Genomic DNA, 20,325 nt, shown 5'->3' on the forward strand with positions numbered 1-20,325 from the left:
ACTCCCTCGGTGATGCGGTCAGTAGAACTCGACCGTATCGACCACGGCGCGCGGAGCACCGCCGTCGAGCAGGCGCGTCGCGTCCGCCGCGAACCGCCGCGCGATCCGCTCCTCCTCCTTCGCGCTCAGCGCGGCCGTGTGCGGGCTGACGAGCACGTGCGGATGCGACCACAGTCGGGAGCTGCGCGGAAGGGGCTCGACCTCGAAGACGTCGAGGGCGGCGAACGCGATGCGACCGTCGTCGAGGGCGCCGAGAAGGGCCTCCTCGTCGATCACCGTCCCGCGCCCGACGCTCGCGAGGATCGTCCCGGGACGCACCGCCGCGAGCACCTCCGCGCCGATGAGGTGGTGCGTCTGCGCGGTGCCGGGAAGCGTGACCACGATGGCGTCGACGTGCGCGACGGCGTCGACGAGCTCCGCGAGCGGGACGAGCCGGTCGACCCCCTCGACGGGAGCCCCCGAGCGCGTGGTCCCCCACACCCGCGCCCCGAGCGCATGGAACCGGCGCGCGCATTCCGCGCCGATGCCGCCGAGCCCGACCACCAGCACGGTCATCTCGTCGAGTTGCCGCATCTCCCAGCGCTCCGGCCAGCTCCTCTCGCGCTGATCCGCGAGGAGGCGCGGGAGGCCCTTCGCGCCGGCGAGCACACCGAACACGGCGAACTCGGCCAGTGGGGAGCCGTGCACTCCCGCGCTCGTGCTGAAGACGACCCTCTCCAGGTCGGCGCGCTCCAGTTCGGCGGCCTTGATCTGGGCGCCGCCGCCGGCCGCGGTCGTCATCACCCACCGCAGCCGCGGATTGGCGCGCACGGTGCGGGCGAGGGCCGCGGGGTCCACGTCGGGGATCCCGAGAAGCGCATCGGCGGAGTCCACCATCTGCTCGAACGCCCGCTGCTCCGCGTCGGTCCTGTGGTGCTCCGGGTCGCCGGACCAGTCGGCGGGACCCCGCATCGGGCGCATGAGCGAGGGGTCGCGCACCATCTCCACGCGCGGCTCGAGCTCCTCGATCAGCCGGCAGAGCGCGTCGTCCAGCGGCACCGCGGCGACCGCCCGCAGTCTCGTCGTCGCCTCATCGACCATCGCGGCCTCCTTCGTCACGCCGTCTTTCCGTCGCCACTTCCGTCGTCACTGTAGCGCGAATCCAACCCAATGAATACTGTTCCACCCAATGGATCTTCGCTACCATGACACCATGAGCGACGCGAACGACGATGTCACGGTCGGCATGCTGGGCCTGGGAGCGATCGGGCACCCGATGGCGCGACGGCTGCTGGACGGCCATGGGCGACTGCTGATCTCCTCGCGTCGTCCGCAGACCGAGCTCTCCGCCGCCGGGGCGACGGAGGTGCCGACCCCGCGCGAGCTGGGCGCCCGCGCGGACGTCGTCCTCGCCATGCTCCCCGACCTCCCCGAGCTGGAAGAGGTGCTCGCAGGATCCGACGGACTCCTCGCGGATGCGGGCGACCTCCTCCTGCTGATCGGATCCACCTCGTCCGCACCCGGCGTCCGCGCCCTCGCCGAACGGATCGCCGTGCAGACCGAGGGCCGGGTGCGCGTCGTCGACTGCCCCGTCTCCGGCGGCGTGGACGGCGCCGTCGCCGGGACGCTCTCGATCATGCTGGGCGGCGAGGACGCGGACGTCGCCCTCGCCGCCCGCGTCCTCGCCCCGTGCGGGACCCCCGTCGCTCTGGGGCCGCTCGGGTCGGGAGAGGTCGCGAAAGCGTGCAATCAGCTCGTCGTCGCCGCCACGATCCTGGCCCTGGGCGAGGCCACCGTGCTCGCCCACCGTTCCGGCCTCGACCTCGACGCGCTGTGGACGCTGCTGGCCGGGGGCTACGCGGGATCGCGTCTGCTCGACAGCCGCCGCGCGCAGCTCGTCGCCGGAACCGATGAACCGAGCGGCATCGCCCGCTACATGGTCAAGGACCTCGGCTTCGCCCAGGCGATCGCCGAGGCGACCGGGACCGACCCGGCGCTGCTGCCCGCGCTGCGTGCGGCCTTCGACGACATCGTCGCCTCCGGCCTCGGCGAGAGGGACATCTCCGTCACGCGACGGTACGTCGATCAACGACAGCCGCAGAATGGAACCAGGGGATGACAGCGATACGCTGAACCCCTTCCCCCATCGGACACACGAGGAGATCACCGTGCCCACTCCCGCAGCCAACATCGGAGTCGTCGGACTCGCCGTCATGGGCTCGAACCTCGCCCGCAACCTCGCCAGCCGCGAGGGCAACACCGTGGCGATCTTCAACCGCAGCCCCGAGAAGACCGAGGCGCTCGTCTCGGCGCACCCCGAGTCCGGATTCGTGCCGACGTACTCCTACCAGGAGTTCGCCGACGCGCTGCAGAAGCCGCGCACCGCGATCATCATGGTCAAGGCCGGGGCCGGCACCGACGCAGTGATCGACGAGCTCGTCAAGGTCTTCGAGCCCGGCGACATCATCGTCGACGGCGGGAACGCCTACTTCCCCGACACGATCCGCCGCGAGAAGGCGGTCCGCGAGACCGGGATCAACTTCGTGGGCGCGGGGATCTCCGGCGGCGAGGAGGGCGCCCTGCACGGTCCGTCGATCATGCCGGGCGGATCCGACGAGTCCTGGGTCACGCTCGGCCCGATCCTCCGCTCGATCGCGGCCGTCGCCGAGGGCGAGCCATGCGTCACGCACGTCGGCCACGACGGCGCGGGCCATTTCGTCAAGATGGTGCACAACGGCATCGAGTACGCCGACATGCAGCTCATCGCGGAGGCCTACGACCTCATCCGCCGGGGCACGGGCAAGAGCCCCGCCGAGATCGCCGACATCTTCGCCGAGTGGAACAAGGGCGAGCTCGAGTCGTATCTCATCGAGATCACGGCCGAGGTCCTCCGCCAGGTCGACGCCGAAACCGGCAAGCCGCTCGTCGACGTCATCCTCGACCAGGCCGGCGCCAAGGGCACCGGCGCGTGGACCGTGCAGACGGCGCTGGCCCTGGGGGTCCCGGTCTCCGGCATCGCCGAGGCCACGTTCGCCCGTTCGCTCAGTTCGCACCCGGAGCAGCGCGCGGTCGCGACCGACCTCCCGGGCCCTGACCACGCGCTGACCGTCGCGGACCCCGATGCGTTCATCGAGGACGTGCGCCTCGCGCTCTACGCATCGAAGATCGTCGCGTACTCCCAGGGCTTCGACGAGATCCGCGCCGGCGCCGCCGAGTACGGCTGGAACATCGACCTCGGCGCCATCGCGAAGATCTGGCGCGGCGGCTGCATCATCCGCGCGCAGTTCCTCAACCGGATCGCGGACGCCTACGCCGAGACGCCGGATCTGCCCGTCCTGATGACCGCACCGTACTTCGCCGAGGCGATCGGGCGCGCACAGTCGGCCTGGCGCCGCGTCGTCGTCGCGGCCGCGGAGGGAGGGATCCCCGCCCCCGCGTTCTCGTCCTCGCTCTCGTACTACGACGGGATCCGCGCCGACCGCCTGCCCGCCGCGCTCGTGCAGGGTCAGCGCGACTTCTTCGGCGCACACACCTACCAGCGCGTCGACAAGCCCGGCACCTTCCACACGCAGTGGTCCGGCGACCGGACCGAGGTGGATGCCGTCGACACGCACTGACCTGCGCCCTCGCACCGAAAGGCCCCTGCATCCCTCCGAGGGTGCAGGGGCCTTTCGGTGCCGCCGGCGGCTCAGACCTCGGTCACGTGCCCGTTCTTCAGCCGGAGGCGCCGATGCGCCCGGCGGGCGACCGCCGAATCGTGCGTCACCACGATCAGGGTGAGCCCGCCGGCGCACAGCGATTCGAGCAGGTCGAGGATCTCGTCGCGCATCTCCTCGTCGAGGTTCCCGGTGGGCTCGTCCGCGAGCAGCACGCGCGGGGTCTTCACGATCGCCCGTGCGATCGCGACGCGCTGCTGCTGTCCGCCGCTGAGCTCGCCCGGCAGGTGGTCGCCCCGATCCGCGAGACCGACCTGCGCGAGGGCCTCGTCCACGAGGCGCCGACGCTCGGCGGGAGCCGTCTTCGTCGGGACGAGGGCCATCGCGACGTTCTCCCTCGCCGTCAGCGTCGGGATGAGGTTGAACCCCTGGAAGACGAAGCCGATCTCCTCGGCGCGGATCCGGCCGAGCTCCCGATTCGACGCGGAGGACAGCTCGGTCCCCGAGAGCTCGAGCGATCCGCCGGTCGGGCGGTCGAGCGCGCCGAGGAGCTGCAGCAACGTCGACTTGCCGCCCCCGGTCGGCCCCTGGATCGTGACGAACTCGCCGGATCCGATCTCGACGTTCACGCCGATGAGCGGCGTGACGGTCTTCCCGTTGCCCTTGTAGGTGCGGGTGACGCCGGTGAGGCGGTAGAGCGCGGGCGTCTCGACCGGGGCGTTCTCGATGGTGCTCATGTGTTCTCCTGTGTTCTGCTACGCCGTGGATCTCGTTCGGATGTCCGCGTCACGCCGCGGAACGGAGGGCTTCGGCCGGGCTCAGCCGCGCGGCACGCCAGCCGCCGACCGCACCGGCGACGAGACCGCCGAGGATCGCGAGCCCCACGGCGGCGACGAGGATCTCCACGCTGAGCGGCGCGTGCAGCACCACGTCCTGCACCGACCGCCCGAATCCGCCGAAGCCTCCGCCGCCCGGTGCACCGGCACCGGCGCCGCCCGCGAGACCGCCCGCGGATTCCGCGCCCCCCGATCCCGCGGATGCCCGGCGCGCCAGGCCGCCCGCGCTCGCCCCCGAGATCGTCGGATGCACGAGATTCACGACGAGCACGCCGACGAGACCGAGCGCCAGGCCGGCGCCCCCTCCGATCACGCCCTGGACGAGGGACTCCCCCGCGACCTGTCGCACGATCCGTCCGTTCGACCAGCCGATGGCCTTGAGCGTCCCGAACTCGCGCGTACGCCGCGTCACGCCCGAGAGCGTGAACAGCACCGCCAGCAGCACGGCGACGGCGAGGACGATGATCGACAGCCAGGTGCCGAGGCCGGAGATCATCCCGGCCGCGCTGGACAGGGCGCCCGAGACGGTCGAGGCGAGCTCGGCCTGCGAGCTCACGGTGGCCGTGGGCACGGACTTCGTCAGCGCGGCCTGGACCGCGTCGATCTGCGCGGCGGAGGACGCCTTGACGTAGACCGTCGAGACGACGTCTCCCGTGCCGGCGATCTTCTGCGCGGTGCCCAGCGGCAGGTACACGTTCGCGGCGGTGTCTGCCGTGTCCGACGTGGAGGACACCACCCCGACGATCGTGACGGTCGACCCGCCGACGTCGAGCGTGCTGCCGACGGACAGGCTCTTCGAGGTGGCGTACGTGCTGTCGACGAGCGCGACGAGCTGGCCGTCGTCGGCGGTGCGCAGCGTGCGCCCCGACGCGACCTTCACCGACGACAGCGGCCCCACCGTCGATCCTGCGGCCGGGTCGACCCCGAGCACCGTGAACGAGTTGATGCCGAAGCTGCCTCCGCCGAAGCGCGGGCGCTCACCCGAGCCGGATCCTTCGCCCGAACCGCCCTGTGCCGAGCCCTCCTGCCCGGTACCCCCGGCCGAGGGCTGCTGCGCCGTGCCGCCGCTCTGCGTGCCCTGCTGGACCTGGCCGTCGAAGTTCAGGTTCGTCAGGCTGAGCGCGCCGGTCGACGCCGCGACCCCCGAGGTCTTCGCGACCGCGGCGACCGTGGCGGCGTCGAGGGTGCCCCGCGCCGGCGACGTGCGCAGGACCGAGGTCTTCAGGGTCGTGCTGCTTCCGTCGCTCCCCTGCCTCCCCCCTCCGGCTCCGAAGTCGAAGCGCTGACCGCCGTCGCTGCCGCGCTCCGCCTGGGCGCCCGTGACGGTGAGGTCCGTGCCGACGCCGTAGACGCTGGCGAGCGCCTGAGTCTGCGCGTCGCGGACCCCCGCGGACAGGGCGTTCACGACGATCACCAGGGCGATCGCGATGGCCAGACCGACGGCGACGATGACCGTCTGCTTCTTGCGACCGGCCAGTTCGCGGCGCAGGTATGTCCCGTACATGCTTCTCCTCATCATCACGGTGATGAGGAGAAGCTAGGAGCCGGTTCTGGGGCCGGATGATGACGGACCTATGCGCGCGCTAAGCGCCGACGTCCACCTCCGACCGGCGGGATCACCGAGACCTCGGTCTTCATAGTTGGTTCATAGGCAATTGAGGAGAATGGTCTTCATGAACGATCACGCGCCCGAGTTGCGCCGCCCTGACGGCTCTCCCCTGCGGATCCTCGCGGTCGACGATGAGCCGATGCTCACCGACCTCCTCGCGATGGCGCTGCGGATGGAGGGCTGGGAAGTCCGCACCGCCGGATCCGGTCTCGATGCGCTGCAGGTGGCGCGCGATTTCGGTCCCGACGCCCTCATCCTCGACGTCATGATGCCCGACCTCGACGGCCTCGGCGTGCTCAGACGCCTTCGGGAGCAGGGGAACATGGTCCCTGTCCTGTTCCTCACCGCCAAGGACGCGGTGGGCGACCGGATCGCCGGTCTCACCGCCGGCGGCGACGACTACGTCACGAAACCGTTCAGCCTGGAGGAGGTCGTCGCACGCCTGCGGGCGGTGATCCGCCGCTCCGGCGGCGCGACCGCGGACGCGAGCGACTCGATCCTGCAGGTCGGCGATCTCACCCTCAACGAGGACAGCCACGAGGTGGTGCGGGGCAGCGACGAGATCGAGCTGACCGCCACGGAGTTCGAGCTGCTGCGCTATCTCATGCGCAACGAGCGCCGCGTGCTGTCGAAGGCGCAGATCCTCGACCGGGTCTGGAGCTACGACTTCGGCGGACGGTCCAGCGTCGTCGAGCTCTACATCTCCTACCTGCGTAAGAAGCTCGACGCCGGTCGCGAGGTGCCCCTGATCCACACGGTGCGCGGCGTCGGCTACATGATCAAGGCGCCGCAGCAGTGACGTCGTGCCGCTCGACACCCCGGCGACCATGAACCCGTCCTCCGCGCGCGGCCGCGGGCCGCTCTCGCTGCAGGCGCGCCTCATGGCCGCCGTGACCGGCTTCGTGTCGCTCGTGCTCGTCGTCATCGCGATCGCGACGAGCGTCGTGCTCGGCAACGTGCTCAACGGGCGTCTGCAGGACGAGCTCGTGTCGGCGGGCAAGGGCATCGCCGCGGTGGCGATGCAGCGCACCGTGCTCAGTCATTCGCTTCCCGACGCCTCGGATCTCGTCGTCGGGCAGACGGGCGTGCAGACCGGGACGCTGGTCATGGTCGTGACCGAGAACTCCGCGACGGGCACCTTCGTGAGCGCCGACCACGTCGCGCAGGATCTCAGCCCGCTGCAGATGAACCAGGTCATCACCGCTCTCTCGCAGAACCGCTACGCCCAGGAGATCGCAGGGCTCGGCGACTACCAGTTCTCGCACCAGACCATCCGCGCCGCACCGGGCTACCAGATCATCACCGGGCTGCCCCGTGCGGCCACCGAGGCGCAGATCACCACGCTCTTCTCGGTCATCGCGATCACCACGATCGCGGGGCTGATCCTGCTCGCGCTCTCCACCGCGATCACCATCCGCCTCGCCCTGCGACCGCTGCGCGAGGTCGCGGCGACCGCGAACCGGGTCGCGAACCTGCCGCTGGACCGGGGAGACGTCTCGATCTCGGAGCGCGTCCCCGCCTCGGAGGCCGACCCGCGCACCGAGACGGGACTCGTGGGCGCCGCGCTGAACACCCTGCTCGACCACGTCGACGCCTCCCTCTCCGTGCGCCAGCGCAACGAGGAGCGGATGCGACAGTTCGTCGCCGACGCGAGCCACGAGCTGCGCACCCCGCTGTCCTCGATCCGGGGCTACTCCGAGCTGTCGCTGCGGGCGCTCGCCTCCCGGGATCCCGGCGTGCCGGAGGATCCCGCCACCGCGTCCGCGCACACGGCGCTGGAGAGGATCCAGGCGCAGTCGCTGCGCATGACGAGCCTCGTCGAGGATCTGCTGCTCCTCGCACGCCTCGAGGAGGGTCGGGAGCTGACCCTGTCCACCGTCGACCTGTCCCGGCTCGCGATCGAGGGCGTCGAGGACGCGCGCCCCACCGCACCCGAGCACCACTGGGCGATCGAGGTGCCCGAGGAGCCCGTCGAGATCATCGGCGACACAGGCAGGCTCCAGCAGGTCGTGACCAACCTGCTGGCCAACGCGAGGACGCATACGCCGGCCGGCACGCGGATCGCGATCGCCGTGGCCGAGGACGGCGATCACGCCGTCCTGCGCGTGAGCGACGACGGGCCGGGCATCGATCCGGCCGTCCGCGACGAGTTGTTCTCGCGGTTCGCGCGCGGCGACCGCTCGCGGAACAGGGCTACGGGCGGATCGGGCCTCGGGCTCTCGATCACCAAGGCGATCGTCGACGGTCACGGAGGGACCATCTCCGTGCAGAGCGAACCGGGATCGACCGTGTTCACGGTGCGCCTGCCGCGCACGCCCGAGACGGCAGCCGAGACCGCGGTCGCGGAGGGCACGGATCGACCCTCCCGCGGTGGCCACGACCTCGACGGAAGGCTCGGCGGACGCTGAGGACCGCCGGGAGCGTCGCTGCGGGCCTGTCGCCCGTGCGGCACGGCCGCAGGCGCGCGATAGCCGGCGGCCTCAGTAGCCGGCGAAGGCGTCCGTCCGGACGCTGCGGGCACCGCGCAACGCCGGTGCGATCTCGGCGATGAGGCGCGGAGGACCGGAGACGTAGGCGTGCCGGCGCGCGAGATCCGGCACCAGGTTCCGCAGCAGCGCGGCGTCGAGGCGGCCGCCGCCGGCCCATTCTGCGCGATCGGGAAGGATCTCGGGGCGCTCGGGCGTCACGACCAGCACGCGCGAGGCCGACGCGGCGAGCTCGGGCAGATACGCAGCCTCGTCCGCCGAGGAGGCGACGAGCACCACCACGGCGTCGCCGCGGTCCCCGGCCGCGAGCTGTGCCACGAGCGGCGTCACGCCGATCCCGGCCCCGACGAGGAGAACCGGCTCGTGACGTCGTCGTGGCAGCACGAAGTCGCCCCACACGCCCGTGGCGGTGAGCACGTCGTCGCGCTGTGCGGCGCCGAGCGCCCGCTTGTACGACGAGGAGCGCTCGGCCTGCCGATAGGCGATGCGCACGATCGGCAGCTCGGCCGGCGTGGACACGATGCTGAACTCCCGCCGCGTCCCCCGGGCGTCAGGGCGCCGGTGCGGCACCTGCAGCTCGAGGTACTGGCCGGCGACCGCACGGAACGGACGCCGTGCCCGGAACGTCAACTCCTGCACGGTCGGCGTGACCGCCCGGCTCCCCTGCAGCACCAGCCGGATGCCGGATCGCGCGACGAGCACGGCCGCGACGAGGTTGCCGACGAGGAGCGCGCGCTCCTGACCGAGTGTGATCGGACCGAGCGGGATCGGCCACCCCACGAGAGCGCCGACGATCACCGCCACGAGGAGCTGCTGCCACCTCCGCGCGGGCAGGGTGAGCGGCTCGGAGAGCATGAACGCGCCGAGGAAGAGCAGCGGGGACTGCACCAGGAGCAGGCTCAGCGTCCCGAGCGGATCCACGGGAAGGCCTGCGGCCGCCGACTGCAGCGCGAGCCGGGTCGTGCCGACGGCGAGGGCCACGACGGCGAACACGAGCGCGACCAGGATCCGCTCCGTCCGCCAGAGCACGAGCAGGCCCAGGATCAGCACGGGCAGGGCGAGGGCGGGAGTGCCGACCCACCAGGCCGAGAAGCCCAGACCGGTGAGCGTCAGCACGGTCGCCCCGACGGCGGCAGGGTTCAGCAGATGCCGCCCCCGCCAGACGAGCACGTACTTGGACAGGGCGGCGGCCACGCCCGCGAGCGCGATCCCGCCGATCTGGTCCGGATTGGCGCCCGGCTGCACGACGAACAGCAGGATGAACGCCGTGATGAACGAGGACTCCGCGCGGCGCGGAACCCGCAGCAGGGTCTGCGCCACCGCGTCGGTCGCGGAGGTCGCGAGCACGAGCAGGGCGAGGGTGGCGAGAAGGTCGAACGGCGTCGGCGAGATCGCCCCGACGGCGGAGAGCACCACCGCGATCACCGTGAGGAGCATCAACGCGAAGAGCGTCAGGCGGTACATCGAGAGGCGGCCGAGCAGGCCGAGCACCCGCTCGCGGGCGCCGATCAGCGATGCGATCATGCGAAGACCTCCACCCGGCCCCCGGCCGACCCTTCGACCACGCCGTCCGTGGTCATCCGCACCCATTCCACACCGTGCCGGCCCGCGAACGCCTCCCCGCCGTCGAAGAAGAGCGCCGTGGCGGCCGCGTCGGCGAGCATCGCGACGGACGCGATCGCCCAGGTCGCCGCGACCGTCCGCACCGGCTCCCCGGTGCGGGCGTCGAGCACGTGATGCAGCCCGCCGTGGATCCCCGGCCAGGAACGACGGTTCACCGCGGATGCGCACAGGGCCTCGTCGGCGATCGTCGCAATGCCGATCGCCCGGGTGGGATCGAACGGATGCTCGAGCCCGACCCGCAGGGGGCGCCCCGTCGTGCGCAGGTCGCCGCCCGCGTCCACGGTCCGCACGGCGTGGCCGAAGTCACCGAGCACGTCGTGCACGATGTCCACGAGACGCCCCTTGCCGACCGCGCCGACGTCGATCGTCGACGGCGTGCGCAGACGGAGCGCGCCGTCCGTCCAGGTCAGCGACGCCTCCCAGGCTTCCGGCGCGGGGAGCGCGCCCCGATCGCGCAACGAGTACGCGGCGTCGTACCCGCGCGCCGCGAGACTGTCCCCCACGAGCGGCTGCACCGCGCCGCCCGTCGCCGCGGAGAGCTCCTGGTACGCGTCGAACATCGCCCGGCCGTCCGCCGGCAGCGGGACCTCCTGGGGCTGCTGCGCGAGCGCGCGGACGAGCGAGTCCGCACGGAAGCGCGACCAGGTGCGATCGAAGTCGTCGATGACGGCGAGGATCGCGTCGCGCTCACCGGATGCCGGCGCGCGCGCCTCCGCTCCGACGCCGACCTCCCAGACGGTGCCGATGGCCTCGAACCGCCAGGCGTCCACTCAGCCCTTGGCCTCGGAGCGGATCGTGTCGAGCGCCTGGTTGAACCCCTTGCCCGTCAGCGACGACCCTGCGACCTTGTCGACGCTCAGACCGTCGAGCTTCTTGCCGACCACGACGGCGGAGATCCCGTCGATGAACTGGCCCTGGTAGTTCCTGGTCTCCGGCGCCTGCGGATCGCCCGTCACCGTCACGGCGGTGACCGTGTCGTCGGCGACCGTGAGGGAGACCGAGATCTTCTCGACCGTCTCGGGGGTCTGGTACGAGCCGTCGGCCGCGTACGTCCCGTCCTTGTACTCGGTCGTGGACGTGGCCGCGGAGGTGGAGGAGACGGACGGAGTGCTCGTCGCCGACGTCTGCGGGGTGCTCGACGCCGAGGAGGCGGGGGTCTCCGCGGAGGACACCTCGGCGGCGCACCCGGACAGCAGCAGCGCACCGGCGATGCCGACGAAGGCGGATCCTTGACGGACGGCGGGTGAGATGTTCATGGGCACAGCCTGAGCAATGCAGCTGTGTATCGGCTTTGAGGCGTCGTTGTGCGACGTCAAGCCGCGCCGTCGAACATGCTCGTGACCGAGCCGTCCTCGAACACCTGGCGGATCGCCGTGGCGAGCAGCGGCGCGATCGGGAGGATGCGCAGACCCGGGAATCGGCGCGATGCGGACAACGGGATGGTGTCGGTCACGACCACCTCGTCGATCGCGGGATCCTGCAGACGCTCGCTCGCCGGATCCGAGAAGATCGCATGCGTCGCCGCGACGATGACCTTGCGTGCCCCGTTCGCCTTGAGCGCCTGCGCCGCCTTGACGATCGTGCCGCCCGTGTCGATCATGTCGTCCACGAGGAGGCAGGTGCGCCCCTCCACCGTGCCGACGATCTCGTGCACGGACACCTGGTTGGCGACCTTGGGGTCGCGGCGCTTGTGGATGATCGCGAGCGGCGCGTCCAGGCTGTCGGACCAGGTGTCGGCGACCCGCACACGGCCCATGTCGGGCGAGACGATGGTCAAGGTCTCCCGATCCTCCGCCGTGAGGGTCTCCTCGAAGTGCTTGAGCAGCACGGGCTTGGCGAAGAGGTGGTCGACCGGGCCGTCGAAGAAGCCCTGGATCTGCGCCGCGTGCAGGTCGACGCTCATGACCCGGTCGGCGCCGGCGACCTTGAGCATGTCGGCGACGAGGCGGGCCGAGATCGGCTCGCGCCCCCGGCCCTTCTTGTCCTGGCGGGCGTAGGGATAGTAGGGGGCGACGACGGTGATGCGCTTGGCAGAGGCGCGCTTGGCGGCGTCCAGCATGATGAGCGTCTCCATGAGCCACTCGTTGATCGGATTCCCGAAGGACTGCACGATGAACAGATCGCAGCCGCGAATCGACACCTCGAAGCGTGCGTAGATCTCGCCGGATGCGAACGTGCGGTGCTCCACGGGGGCGATCTCGGTGCCCAGCGCTGCGGCGACGGCGGCCGTCAGGTCGGGGTGCGAGCGGCCACCGGCGACGACGAGCCGCTTCTTGGTCTTCGCGACCAGACCGGGCGCGATGTCGTTGTCGCGATCCAGCTCGACCGTCGTGTTCTTCTTGCGCCCCATCGGACCCGCCTTATTCCGCCGAATCGGCCCGCGACGCGGCCTCAGCCGCCGCGGTGCCTGCTCTGTTCTTCTCGACCCACCCCTCGATGTTGCGCTGAGGGGCGACGCTCATGGCGAGAGCACCGGCCGGGACGTCCTTGCGGACGACGGCTCCTGCACCGGTCTTCGCACCGTCTCCCAGCCTAACGGGCGCGACCAGCACCGTGTGCGACCCGGTGTGCACCTCGTCGCCGATCTCCGTGCGGTGCTTGTTCACGTCGTCGTAGTTCGCCGTGATCGTGGAGGCTCCCAGGTTGACGCCGCGCCCGACCGTCGCATCGCCCACGTAAGAGAGGTGTGGCACCTTGCTGCCGTCCCCGATCTGCGCGTTCTTCGTCTCGACGTAGGCGCCGATCTTGCCGTCCGCGCCCAGGGTCGTGCCCGCGCGCAGGTAGGAGAACGGTCCCACCGTCGCCCGCGGCCCGATCACGGCGAGCGTCGCCTCGGAACGGCGCACCTCGGCGTCCTCGCCCACCTCCGTGCTCACGAGAGTGGTGTCCGGCCCGACGGTCGCGCCCGTCGCGATCGACGTGGCGCGGTGCAGATACGTGTTCGGCAGGATCGTGACGTCGGGGGCGAGCGTCACGTCGTCGTCGATCCACGTCGTCGCCGGATCCTGGATCGTCACGCCCTCGCGCTGCCAGCGGCGCAGGATCCGCTCGTTCATGATCCGCCCGACCTCGGCCAGCTGCACGCGGTCGTTCACGCCGTACGTCACGGCGACGTCGGCGACGACCGAGGCGGCCACGCGCGCACCGTCGCGGCGGAGCAGACCAGGGACGTCCGTGAGGTACATCTCGCCCTGCGCGTTTTCGCTGCCGACCTCGGGGAGGTAGCGGCGCAACGTCTCCACGCGGAACACGTACATGCCCGCGTTGATCTCGTGGATCGCTGCTTCCTCCGGTGTCGCGTCCTTCTGCTCGACGATGCGGTCGACGTCGCCGTCCGCGTCCCGCACGATGCGCCCGTACCCGGTCGGATCCGCCACGACGGCGGTCATCAGGGTCGCCGGGACGTCGGCGGCGCGATGCTCCGCGACGAACGCGCCGAGCGTGTCGGCATCCGCGAGGGGGCAGTCACCGGAAAGCACGAGCACGTCCCCGGCGAAGTCCGCGGGCAGGGCGTCGACGGCGAGCTGCACGGCCCGGCCCGTGCCGGGGATCTCGTCCTGATCGACGAAGAGCACGCCGGGGTGGTCCTCGGCGAGCGCCGCGACGATCCGGTCGCGCTCGTGCCGCACGACGACCTCGATGTACTCGGCGTGCAGGTGACCGGCCGTGGCGAGGACGTGACCCACGAGCGGACGTCCCGCGATCGGATGCAGCACCTTCGGAAGGCGCGACTTCATGCGCGTGCCCTGACCGGCCGCGAGCACGATGATGGCGAGCGTGTTCTGCGTCATGCTCCGCCGCCAGGATTCGAACCTGAACCTCACAGCTCCAAAGGCTGTCGTGCTGCCGTTACACTACGGCGGACCGCGGCCGTCGCCCTGCGACGCCCGCGTCTCAAGTCTGCCATGCGGGCGCGGTGTGATCCGGACGGAACGAGACGGACATCGCTCCGCAACACATCCCGGCGATGCTGGAGGCATGACCCTCACGATCGCCCGCGTCCGGACCGGCACTCCCGAGCTGTCCGGTTTCCTCGCCGATCACCTTCGCGACCTGGAGCCGACGGCACCTCCCGAGAGCCGCCATGCCCGCCCGCTCGCGGCGTTGCTGTGCCCGGACGTACGGCTGTTCGCGGTGACGCTCGACGGCGTCCTGGCCGGCACGGGTGCCCTCGCGGCGCTCGAACCGGACCACGAGGAGCTGAAGTCGATGCGCACCGCACCGTCGTTCCGAGGCAGGGGCGTCGCGGTCGCCCTCCTCCGAGCACTCCTGGCCGACGCCCGCGCACGCGGCATCCAGCGCGTCTCGCTCGAGACGGGGAGCTCCGACTTCTTCCGGCCCGCACGCCGTCTGTACGAGCGAGCAGGGTTCCGCCCCTCCGGCCCTTTCGGCGGCTATGCGCCGGATCCGCACAGTGTGTTCCTGACCCTCGCGCTCGCCCCGGCCCCCGATCGCGCTTCTGTCATGATGGCCGGATGAGCATCGCCGACGAGCGCACCGGAGACGAGGTCGACCGCATCGTCGCGGCATGGAACACGCAGCGCCCTGATCTGGACTTCTCGCCGCTCGAGGTGCTCTCCCGCGTCGACCGGCTCTCCCGGCTGCTCGACCGCGCGCGCCGCGACGTGTTCCGCCGCAGCGACCTGGAGCCCTGGGAGTGGGATGTGCTCTCGGCGCTGCGACGCGCCGGCTCCCCCTTCCAGTTGAGTCCCAAGCAGCTCCTGCAGCAGACGCTCGTGTCGAGCGGCACCATGACGAACCGGATCGACCGCCTCGTCGGACGCCGCCTCGTGCGCCGCGAGGCGGATCCCGACGACGGACGCAGCGTGCACGTCACGCTCACCGACGACGGCCGGGTGCGCGTCGACGCGGCGATCACGCGGCTCGTCGACGCCGAGGCGACCCTGCTCTCCGCACTTCCCCGCGGCGACCGCGAGCGACTCGCCACTCTGCTGCGAAAGCTCAGCCTCAGCTTCGACGCCTGAACCGGGTCAGGCGTCGGCGTCCGCATCGACCAGGACGACGACCTTGCCGGTCACCCGGCCGGTCTCGACGCGCTCCTGCGCTGCGGCAAGCTCGTCGAGCGGATACGTCGCGTCGAGGTGCACCGTCAGCGCTCCGGCGTCTGCGAGCGCGGCGATGCGCGCGAGCTGAGCGCCGTCGGCGGAGACGAGGATCCGCGTGACCGGATCCGCTCCTGCCTCGCGCAGCCGCTCCTCCTGCTCCTTCGAGAGACCGGTGATCGTGACGACGGCTGTGCCCTGCCCGATCGCCCCGTGCGGGGGTGCACCGTCCACCGTGACGATGACGGCATCGACGGGCCCGATCGCGGACAGCGCCGCCTTGTCCCGGTAGTCCACGACCTCGGCGGCGCCCCAGCCGGCGACGAGCGCGCTCTTGGCAGGGCTCGCCGTGGCGATCACGTGCGCTCCCCGCGACGCGGCCAGCTGCACGGCGAGGTGCCCCACTCCCCCGGCGCCCCCGAGCACGAGCACGCGGCGCCCCTCGGCACGGTCTCCGATCCCTGCGGCGTCGAGCGCCTGCCATGCGGTCAGCGCGGCGAGGGGCGCCGCCCCGGCCTGCGCCGCGGTCCAGCGGCGAGGAGGCGCGGCCAGATCCGTCGCCGGTACGACCGCGTACTCGGCGAGCGTGTGCGCGGCCTCGGGGAACGCGGCGAGCGCGAACACCCTGTCGCCGGCACTCCACTCCTGCACGCCCTCTCCGGCGGCGACGACCGTCCCTGCGACGTCCCATCCGGGATGCGCAGAGTAGCGGATCGCGCCGAAGTCGTGGCCGGCGGCGCGGATCTTGACGTCGACCGGGTTGAGCCCCGCCGCCGCCACCTTCACGAGCACCTCGCCCGGCCCGGGCTCCGGCGTCGCGATCTCCTGGATCGAGACGACCTCCGCCGCGGATCCTGCTCCGGTGTATGCCGCTGCACGCATGTCTCTTCCCCTTCGCCGTCAGGCCTGCGCCGGGGACCACTCGGAGACGCGACGCAGATGGTCGATCTCGTCCGGAGCGAGCTCCAGACGTCCTCCGACGAGCAGATCCGGCACCTGGTCCACCGTGCGAGCGCTGGCGATCGGCGCGACGACCGCCGGCTGCGCACGCAGCCAGGCGAGCGCCGTCGACGCGATCGAGGCTCCGTGCGCGTCGCCGATCTCCTCTAGGGCATCGATGATGCGCAGTCCGTGCGCCGTGGCGTACTTCGCCGCGCCTCCGGCACGCGGTGAGGTCTGGCCCGCGGTGTCCGTAGAGCGGTACTTGCCGGTCAGGAAGCCGCTCGCGAGCGACGAGTACGGGACGAGCCCGAGGCCCAGCTCGGTCGCGAGCGGGGCGATGCTCTCCTCGACGTCGTTGCGGTGCACGAGGTTGTAGTGCGGCTGCACGGCGACCGGGCGTGCGACACCGGTCTCGCGAGCGATCCGATCCCACTCGCGGATCCGGTCCGCCGAGTAGTTCGAGACGCCGACGTACCGCACCAGTCCGTCCGAGACGAGCCTGCCGAAGGCCGCGACGGTCTCCTCGAGCGGCACGGACGGGTCGTCGAAGTGGGCGTAGTACAGATCGATCGCGTCCACGCCGAGCCGCCCCAGCGACGCCTCCGCGGCGCGGCGCACGTTCGCCGCGGACAGCCCGGGGAACTGCGGATGCTGGCTCACCTTCGTCGCGACGACGGTCCCTGCGGGGCGGCGCGAGGCGAGCCATTCACCGAGGATCGTCTCGCTCTCCCCGCCGCTGTTCCCCGGCGCCCAGGCGCTGTACGAGTCGGCGGTGTCGACGAAGTCCCCTCCGCCGGCGGTGAAGGCGTCCAGCACCGCGAAGGACGTGTCCCGGTCGGCGGTCCAGCCGAACACGTTGCCTCCGAGGGAGAGGGGGAAGACGGAGAGGTCACTGGATCCGATGCGCGTCATACTCGGCGCAACCGCCGGACCCCGATGACTATTTCCTGGCACACCGCTCGGGCTCGCCCCTGGCTCTGGCCATCGGCGCTGGTCGCTGGTCGCTGGTCGCTCGCTCTTGCCGCTCGCTCTGGGCCTTCTTCGCCCGCGATATGTCGGCCCGGTGCAGGAAGGCAGGACTGGTGCGCGGATCCCGGCCGATATACCGAACCCTGGCCGACATATCGCAGCGTGGTGGCGAGTGACAGGCGAGGCAGTGGCGAGGCGAGGGAGCGACGGAGGCCGGGCCGCGGTCCCAGACGGAGGGGCGGCGTGATGCACGAATGTAGGACCGCTGCACCGATCAGGACCGACACACCGGACCCTGGCCGACATATCGCGCAAGTCACGGGGAGCAAGCCGGACCACGGACTCGGAACAGACCAACAACCCAACAGACCAACAGACCAACAGACCCGACAACCCCACAATCCCACAACCCAACGGACCCAACAACCCCACAGATCCGACACCCCGACAGAACTAGGCTGGGCGGAATGGCGATGCGCTCTCCCCTGCCCGTGCGCGACGGCGTCGGCGCGACCCGGCTGCGCGTGCCCGCAGAAGGGCCGTGGCCCACGGTGGGCGCCTACATGGTCGAGCGCTTCTTCCACCTCGACCCCGAGCGACTGCTCGGCCGGTTCGACCGGGGCGAGATCGTGACGTTCGACGGCACGCCGCTCTCCCGCGACACTCCGCTGGGCGTGCACGATTTCGTCTGGTACTACCGCGAGCCCCCGGTCGAGAAGGAGATCCCGTTCGAGGTCGAGATCCTCCACCAGGACGCGGATCTCGTCGTCGTCGACAAACCGCATTTCCTGCCGACGACGCCCGGGGGCAAGTACCTGCAGAACTCTGCGCTCGTGCGGCTGCGCAACGCGCTCGACAACCCCGACCTCACGCCGATCCATCGCCTCGACCGCGCGACGGCGGGCCTGCTCATGTTCTCGACGCGGCCGGTCACCCGCGGCGCGTACCAGCTGCTCTTCGAGCGGCGCGAGGTCGCGAAGGTCTACGAGGCCGTCTCATTGCTGCCGGAGGGCTGGGATCCGTCGTCCCCCGCGCTCGGCGGACGCCCCTTCCCGCTCGTGCACCGCAACCACATCGAGAAGCTGCGCGGGAACGTGCGCGTGCACGTCGATCCGACCAGGGAACCGAACGCCGAGACTCTCATCGAGCTCCTCGGCTCCGACGATCGCGTGCTGCACACGCTGCTGCGCCCGCACACGGGCCGGATGCACCAGCTGCGCGTGCACCTCGCCGAACTCGGCGCAGGGATCCTGCACGACGGGTTCTATCCCGACCTCCTCCCCGAGGCGCCGGACGACATCGCCCGCCCCCTGCAGCTGCTCGCCCGCGAGCTGCGCTTCACCGATCCGCTGACGGGTGCGCCGCGGGCGTTCGTCACACGGCGCACCCTGCAGGACGCTCCGCGGAGCGGATCGGCCCGATCCGGCGTCAGCGGCGCATGATCCGCCGGGCGAGCCACGTGCCCAGCGTCTGCACGAGATGCACGAACACGACGATGAGCACGATCGCCGCCCACATCACGTACGGCTCGAACTGGCGCAGACCGTAGTCGAGGGCGAAGGCGCCCAGGCCGCCGCCGCCGATCGCCCCGGCCATCGCCGTCATGTCGATGAGAGCGACCACCACGAACGTGTAGCCGAGGATGAGCGGTCCGAGCGCCTCCGGGATGGCGACCGTGAAGAGGATCCGCCACGGGCCGGCGCCCATGGCTCTGGCCGCCTCGAGAACCCCGGCCGGAACCGAGACGAGGTGCTGCTCGACGATGCGGCCGATCGCGAAGGACGCGGCGATCCCGATCGCGAAGGCACCGGCGTTCACGCCGATGCTGGTGCCCACGACCACCCGGGTCAGCGGGGTGAGCACGACGATGAAGATCACGAACGGGATGGGTCGGAAGAAGTTCACGACCAGTCCGATCACGCCGTACACGGCGCGGTTCGCGAGGAGCCCCCCGGGGCGGGTGACGTAGAGCCCCGCGCCGATGATCGTGCCGAGGATGCCGCTCATCACCAGCGCGATCGTCGCCATGTAGAGCGTTTCGACGGCGGCCTGCCAGAACTCCGGCTGCAGTTCGAAGAGCCGATCCATCAGCGCACCTCCTCGTCGGACGCGGAGGTGTCGACGGCATCGACGCCCTCGGTCACGGTCGCGTGCGTGCGGATCGTCGCGAGCGCCCGATCGATCACCTCGTCCGCACCGCGGATCGCGAGCGTCAGATGCCCGAAGGCCCGCCCGCGGATGTCGTTGATGCCGCCGTAGACCAGCTCGAACGGCAGCCCGGCCTGGGCGAGATCCAGGAACACCTGCGCCTGCGAGGAGTCGCCGTCGCGGAAGGAGAACGTGACGAGGCGGCCCTCGTGCCGTGCGGCCAGCGAGGACCGTTCGGTGGGGCTCGGCACCCCCTTGATGACGGTGCCGACGAAGCGCTGCGAGGCCGGGTTCTGCGGCGCCGAGAACACCTCGAACACGTCCCCCTGCTCGACCACGCGCCCCGCCTCCATGACGGCGACCTTCGTCGCGAGGGTCTGGATCACGTCCATCTCGTGCGTGATGACGACGATCGTGACGCCCTGCTCCCGATTCACGCGCGCCAACAGCTCGAGCACCTCGTGCGTGGTCTGCGGATCGAGTGCGCTGGTCGCCTCGTCCGCGAGCAGGATCGCGGGACGCGTCGCGAGGGCCCTGGCGATCCCGACGCGCTGCTTCTGACCCCCGGAGAGCTGCTCGGGAAAGGATCGGGCCTTGTCCGAGAGACCGACGAACGCGAGGAGCTCTGCGACCCTCGCCTCGATGTCGGCCTTGGCCCAGCCCGCGAGCTTGAGCGGGTAGGCGACGTTCGCCCGCACGCTCTTCGCGGCGAAGAGGTTGAACTGCTGGAAGATCATCCCGATGCCGCTCCGGACGTCGCGCAGCTCCCGCTCGGAGAGGGTCGTGATGTCGGTGCCGTCGACGGTCAGGCTTCCGCTCGTGGTCGGCTCCAGCGCGTTGATGAGCCGCACCAGGGTGGACTTGCCCGCACCGGAGTACCCGATGATCCCGAACACGTCGCCCTGCTCGATGTCGAGGGTGACGTCGTCGACCGCGACGACGGGCGCACCATCGCGGGAGGTGGGCGGATAGGTCTTGGTGACGCCTCTCAGGCTGACGATCGGCATGGAGGTC

The 20,325-nt window shown here is 71.2% G+C and carries 19 protein-coding genes and 1 tRNA gene; 7 read left to right on the plus strand and 13 right to left on the minus strand.

Going from position 1 to position 20,325, the window contains the following annotated elements; all coding sequences use genetic code 11:
- Positions 1–18: 18 nt before the first annotated feature.
- Entirely contained in the window at positions 19–1,080 is a 1,062-nt protein-coding gene (locus tag Q0P88_RS04725; RefSeq protein WP_295011604.1) for a D-2-hydroxyacid dehydrogenase, read from the minus strand.
- Between the two features lie 112 nt (positions 1,081–1,192).
- On the opposite strand from Q0P88_RS04725, the gene Q0P88_RS04730 reads away from it, so the two are divergent.
- Positions 1,193–2,098, plus strand: coding sequence for an NAD(P)-dependent oxidoreductase (locus tag Q0P88_RS04730; RefSeq protein WP_295011606.1), 906 nt, complete (start codon positions 1,193–1,195; stop codon positions 2,096–2,098).
- Positions 2,099–2,192: 94 nt separating this feature from the next.
- A complete protein-coding gene (gene gndA, locus Q0P88_RS04735) occupies positions 2,193–3,596 on the plus strand; it encodes an NADP-dependent phosphogluconate dehydrogenase (protein ID WP_295011731.1) in 1,404 nt (467 codons plus the stop codon).
- A gap of 71 nt (positions 3,597–3,667) precedes the next feature.
- Here the strand turns inward: gndA and Q0P88_RS04740 are convergent, their stop codons facing one another.
- Positions 3,668–4,372 carry an ABC transporter ATP-binding protein gene (locus tag Q0P88_RS04740; protein WP_295011607.1) on the minus strand — a complete coding sequence of 235 codons (705 nt, stop codon included), beginning with the start codon at positions 4,370–4,372 and terminating at the stop codon, positions 3,668–3,670.
- A gap of 49 nt (positions 4,373–4,421) precedes the next feature.
- Positions 4,422–5,975 (minus strand): ABC transporter permease, encoded by a 1,554-nt coding sequence (locus Q0P88_RS04745; RefSeq protein WP_295011609.1) that lies wholly within the window; start codon positions 5,973–5,975, stop codon positions 4,422–4,424.
- A gap of 169 nt (positions 5,976–6,144) precedes the next feature.
- Here Q0P88_RS04745 and Q0P88_RS04750 point away from each other — a divergent pair, with 169 nt between their 5' ends.
- Together Q0P88_RS04750 and Q0P88_RS04755 are read left to right on the plus strand one after the other, a co-directional pair.
- Positions 6,145–6,879, plus strand: a complete 735-nt coding sequence (locus Q0P88_RS04750; RefSeq protein ID WP_295011611.1) for a response regulator transcription factor — start codon at positions 6,145–6,147, stop codon at positions 6,877–6,879.
- Positions 6,880–6,883: 4 nt separating this feature from the next.
- Complete coding sequence (locus Q0P88_RS04755) at positions 6,884–8,488, plus strand: ATP-binding protein (RefSeq protein WP_363316496.1); 1,605 nt, start codon at positions 6,884–6,886, stop codon at positions 8,486–8,488.
- 72 nt (positions 8,489–8,560) lie between these two features.
- Here Q0P88_RS04755 and Q0P88_RS04760 read toward each other — a convergent pair whose 3' ends face one another.
- The 6 genes from Q0P88_RS04760 to Q0P88_RS04785 form a co-directional block, all read right to left on the minus strand.
- Positions 8,561–10,090: an FAD-dependent oxidoreductase gene (locus tag Q0P88_RS04760; protein ID WP_295011613.1), complete on the minus strand. Its 1,530-nt coding sequence runs from the start codon at positions 10,088–10,090 to the stop codon at positions 8,561–8,563.
- Positions 10,087–10,959: an FAD:protein FMN transferase gene (locus tag Q0P88_RS04765; RefSeq protein ID WP_295011615.1), complete on the minus strand. Its 873-nt coding sequence runs from the start codon at positions 10,957–10,959 to the stop codon at positions 10,087–10,089. Before Q0P88_RS04765 ends, Q0P88_RS04760 begins: the two co-directional genes overlap by 4 nt.
- A complete protein-coding gene (locus Q0P88_RS04770; RefSeq protein WP_295011616.1) occupies positions 10,960–11,445 on the minus strand; it encodes an FMN-binding protein in 486 nt (161 codons plus the stop codon).
- 56 nt (positions 11,446–11,501) lie between these two features.
- On the minus strand, positions 11,502–12,539 hold the full coding sequence (locus Q0P88_RS04775) for a ribose-phosphate diphosphokinase (RefSeq protein ID WP_295011618.1): 1,038 nt from the start codon (positions 12,537–12,539) through the stop codon (positions 11,502–11,504).
- 10 nt (positions 12,540–12,549) lie between these two features.
- Entirely contained in the window at positions 12,550–13,980 is a 1,431-nt protein-coding gene (gene glmU, locus Q0P88_RS04780) for a bifunctional UDP-N-acetylglucosamine diphosphorylase/glucosamine-1-phosphate N-acetyltransferase GlmU (RefSeq protein ID WP_295011620.1), read from the minus strand.
- 1 nt (position 13,981) lies between these two features.
- Positions 13,982–14,053, minus strand: a tRNA-Gln gene (locus Q0P88_RS04785).
- Between the two features lie 114 nt (positions 14,054–14,167).
- Here Q0P88_RS04785 and Q0P88_RS04790 point away from each other — a divergent pair.
- Entirely contained in the window at positions 14,168–14,668 is a 501-nt protein-coding gene (locus Q0P88_RS04790) for a GNAT family N-acetyltransferase (protein ID WP_295011622.1), read from the plus strand.
- Positions 14,665–15,174: a MarR family winged helix-turn-helix transcriptional regulator gene (locus tag Q0P88_RS04795; protein WP_295011624.1), complete on the plus strand. Its 510-nt coding sequence runs from the start codon at positions 14,665–14,667 to the stop codon at positions 15,172–15,174. The genes Q0P88_RS04790 and Q0P88_RS04795 overlap by 4 nt, the downstream gene beginning before the upstream one ends.
- 6 nt (positions 15,175–15,180) lie before the next feature.
- On the opposite strand, the gene Q0P88_RS04800 is transcribed toward Q0P88_RS04795, so the two are convergent.
- Both Q0P88_RS04800 and Q0P88_RS04805 read right to left on the minus strand, forming a co-directional pair.
- Positions 15,181–16,134 carry an NADP-dependent oxidoreductase gene (locus tag Q0P88_RS04800; protein ID WP_295011626.1) on the minus strand — a complete coding sequence of 318 codons (954 nt, stop codon included), beginning with the start codon at positions 16,132–16,134 and terminating at the stop codon, positions 15,181–15,183.
- Between the two features lie 18 nt (positions 16,135–16,152).
- Entirely contained in the window at positions 16,153–17,106 is a 954-nt protein-coding gene (locus Q0P88_RS04805; protein ID WP_295011627.1) for an aldo/keto reductase, read from the minus strand.
- A gap of 524 nt (positions 17,107–17,630) precedes the next feature.
- On the opposite strand from Q0P88_RS04805, the gene Q0P88_RS04810 reads away from it, so the two are divergent.
- Entirely contained in the window at positions 17,631–18,605 is a 975-nt protein-coding gene (locus Q0P88_RS04810; protein ID WP_295011630.1) for a pseudouridine synthase, read from the plus strand.
- On the opposite strand, the gene Q0P88_RS04815 is transcribed toward Q0P88_RS04810, so the two are convergent.
- Both Q0P88_RS04815 and Q0P88_RS04820 read right to left on the minus strand, forming a co-directional pair.
- On the minus strand, positions 18,592–19,251 hold the full coding sequence (locus Q0P88_RS04815; RefSeq protein WP_295011632.1) for a methionine ABC transporter permease: 660 nt from the start codon (positions 19,249–19,251) through the stop codon (positions 18,592–18,594). The two genes, Q0P88_RS04810 and Q0P88_RS04815, sit on opposite strands and share 14 nt — an antisense overlap.
- Positions 19,251–20,318: a methionine ABC transporter ATP-binding protein gene (locus tag Q0P88_RS04820; protein ID WP_295011634.1), complete on the minus strand. Its 1,068-nt coding sequence runs from the start codon at positions 20,316–20,318 to the stop codon at positions 19,251–19,253. Before Q0P88_RS04820 ends, Q0P88_RS04815 begins: the two co-directional genes overlap by 1 nt.
- Positions 20,319–20,325 lie beyond the last annotated feature (7 nt).

This window comes from uncultured Microbacterium sp., assembly GCF_945952435.1.
In the GTDB taxonomy this organism is placed as follows: domain Bacteria; phylum Actinomycetota; class Actinomycetes; order Actinomycetales; family Microbacteriaceae; genus Microbacterium.

Excerpts from the sequence above, each read along its gene's own strand:
- gndA (WP_295011731.1), top strand. The coding sequence starts at position 2,193 with ATGGGCTCGAACCTCGCCCGCAACCTCGCCAGCCGCGAGGGCAACACC.
- Q0P88_RS04740 (WP_295011607.1), bottom strand. The coding sequence starts at position 4,372 with ATGAGCACCATCGAGAACGCCCCGGTCGAGACGCCCGCGCTCTACCGC.
- Q0P88_RS04745 (WP_295011609.1), bottom strand. The coding sequence starts at position 5,975 with ATGTACGGGACATACCTGCGCCGCGAACTGGCCGGTCGCAAGAAGCAG.
- glmU (WP_295011620.1), bottom strand. The coding sequence starts at position 13,980 with ATGACGCAGAACACGCTCGCCATCATCGTGCTCGCGGCCGGTCAGGGC.
- Q0P88_RS04810 (WP_295011630.1), top strand. The coding sequence starts at position 17,631 with ATGGCGATGCGCTCTCCCCTGCCCGTGCGCGACGGCGTCGGCGCGACC.
- Q0P88_RS04760 (WP_295011613.1), bottom strand. The coding sequence starts at position 10,090 with ATGATCGCATCGCTGATCGGCGCCCGCGAGCGGGTGCTCGGCCTGCTC.
- Q0P88_RS04790 (WP_295011622.1), top strand. The coding sequence starts at position 14,168 with ATGACCCTCACGATCGCCCGCGTCCGGACCGGCACTCCCGAGCTGTCC.
- Q0P88_RS04815 (WP_295011632.1), bottom strand. The coding sequence starts at position 19,251 with ATGGATCGGCTCTTCGAACTGCAGCCGGAGTTCTGGCAGGCCGCCGTC.
- Q0P88_RS04820 (WP_295011634.1), bottom strand. The coding sequence starts at position 20,318 with ATGCCGATCGTCAGCCTGAGAGGCGTCACCAAGACCTATCCGCCCACC.
- Q0P88_RS04730 (WP_295011606.1), top strand. The coding sequence starts at position 1,193 with ATGAGCGACGCGAACGACGATGTCACGGTCGGCATGCTGGGCCTGGGA.
- Q0P88_RS04750 (WP_295011611.1), top strand. The coding sequence starts at position 6,145 with ATGAACGATCACGCGCCCGAGTTGCGCCGCCCTGACGGCTCTCCCCTG.
- Q0P88_RS04805 (WP_295011627.1), bottom strand. The coding sequence starts at position 17,106 with ATGACGCGCATCGGATCCAGTGACCTCTCCGTCTTCCCCCTCTCCCTC.
- Q0P88_RS04770 (WP_295011616.1), bottom strand. The coding sequence starts at position 11,445 with ATGAACATCTCACCCGCCGTCCGTCAAGGATCCGCCTTCGTCGGCATC.
- Q0P88_RS04800 (WP_295011626.1), bottom strand. The coding sequence starts at position 16,134 with ATGCGTGCAGCGGCATACACCGGAGCAGGATCCGCGGCGGAGGTCGTC.
- Q0P88_RS04725 (WP_295011604.1), bottom strand. The coding sequence starts at position 1,080 with ATGGTCGATGAGGCGACGACGAGACTGCGGGCGGTCGCCGCGGTGCCG.
- Q0P88_RS04775 (WP_295011618.1), bottom strand. The coding sequence starts at position 12,539 with ATGGGGCGCAAGAAGAACACGACGGTCGAGCTGGATCGCGACAACGAC.
- Q0P88_RS04795 (WP_295011624.1), top strand. The coding sequence starts at position 14,665 with ATGAGCATCGCCGACGAGCGCACCGGAGACGAGGTCGACCGCATCGTC.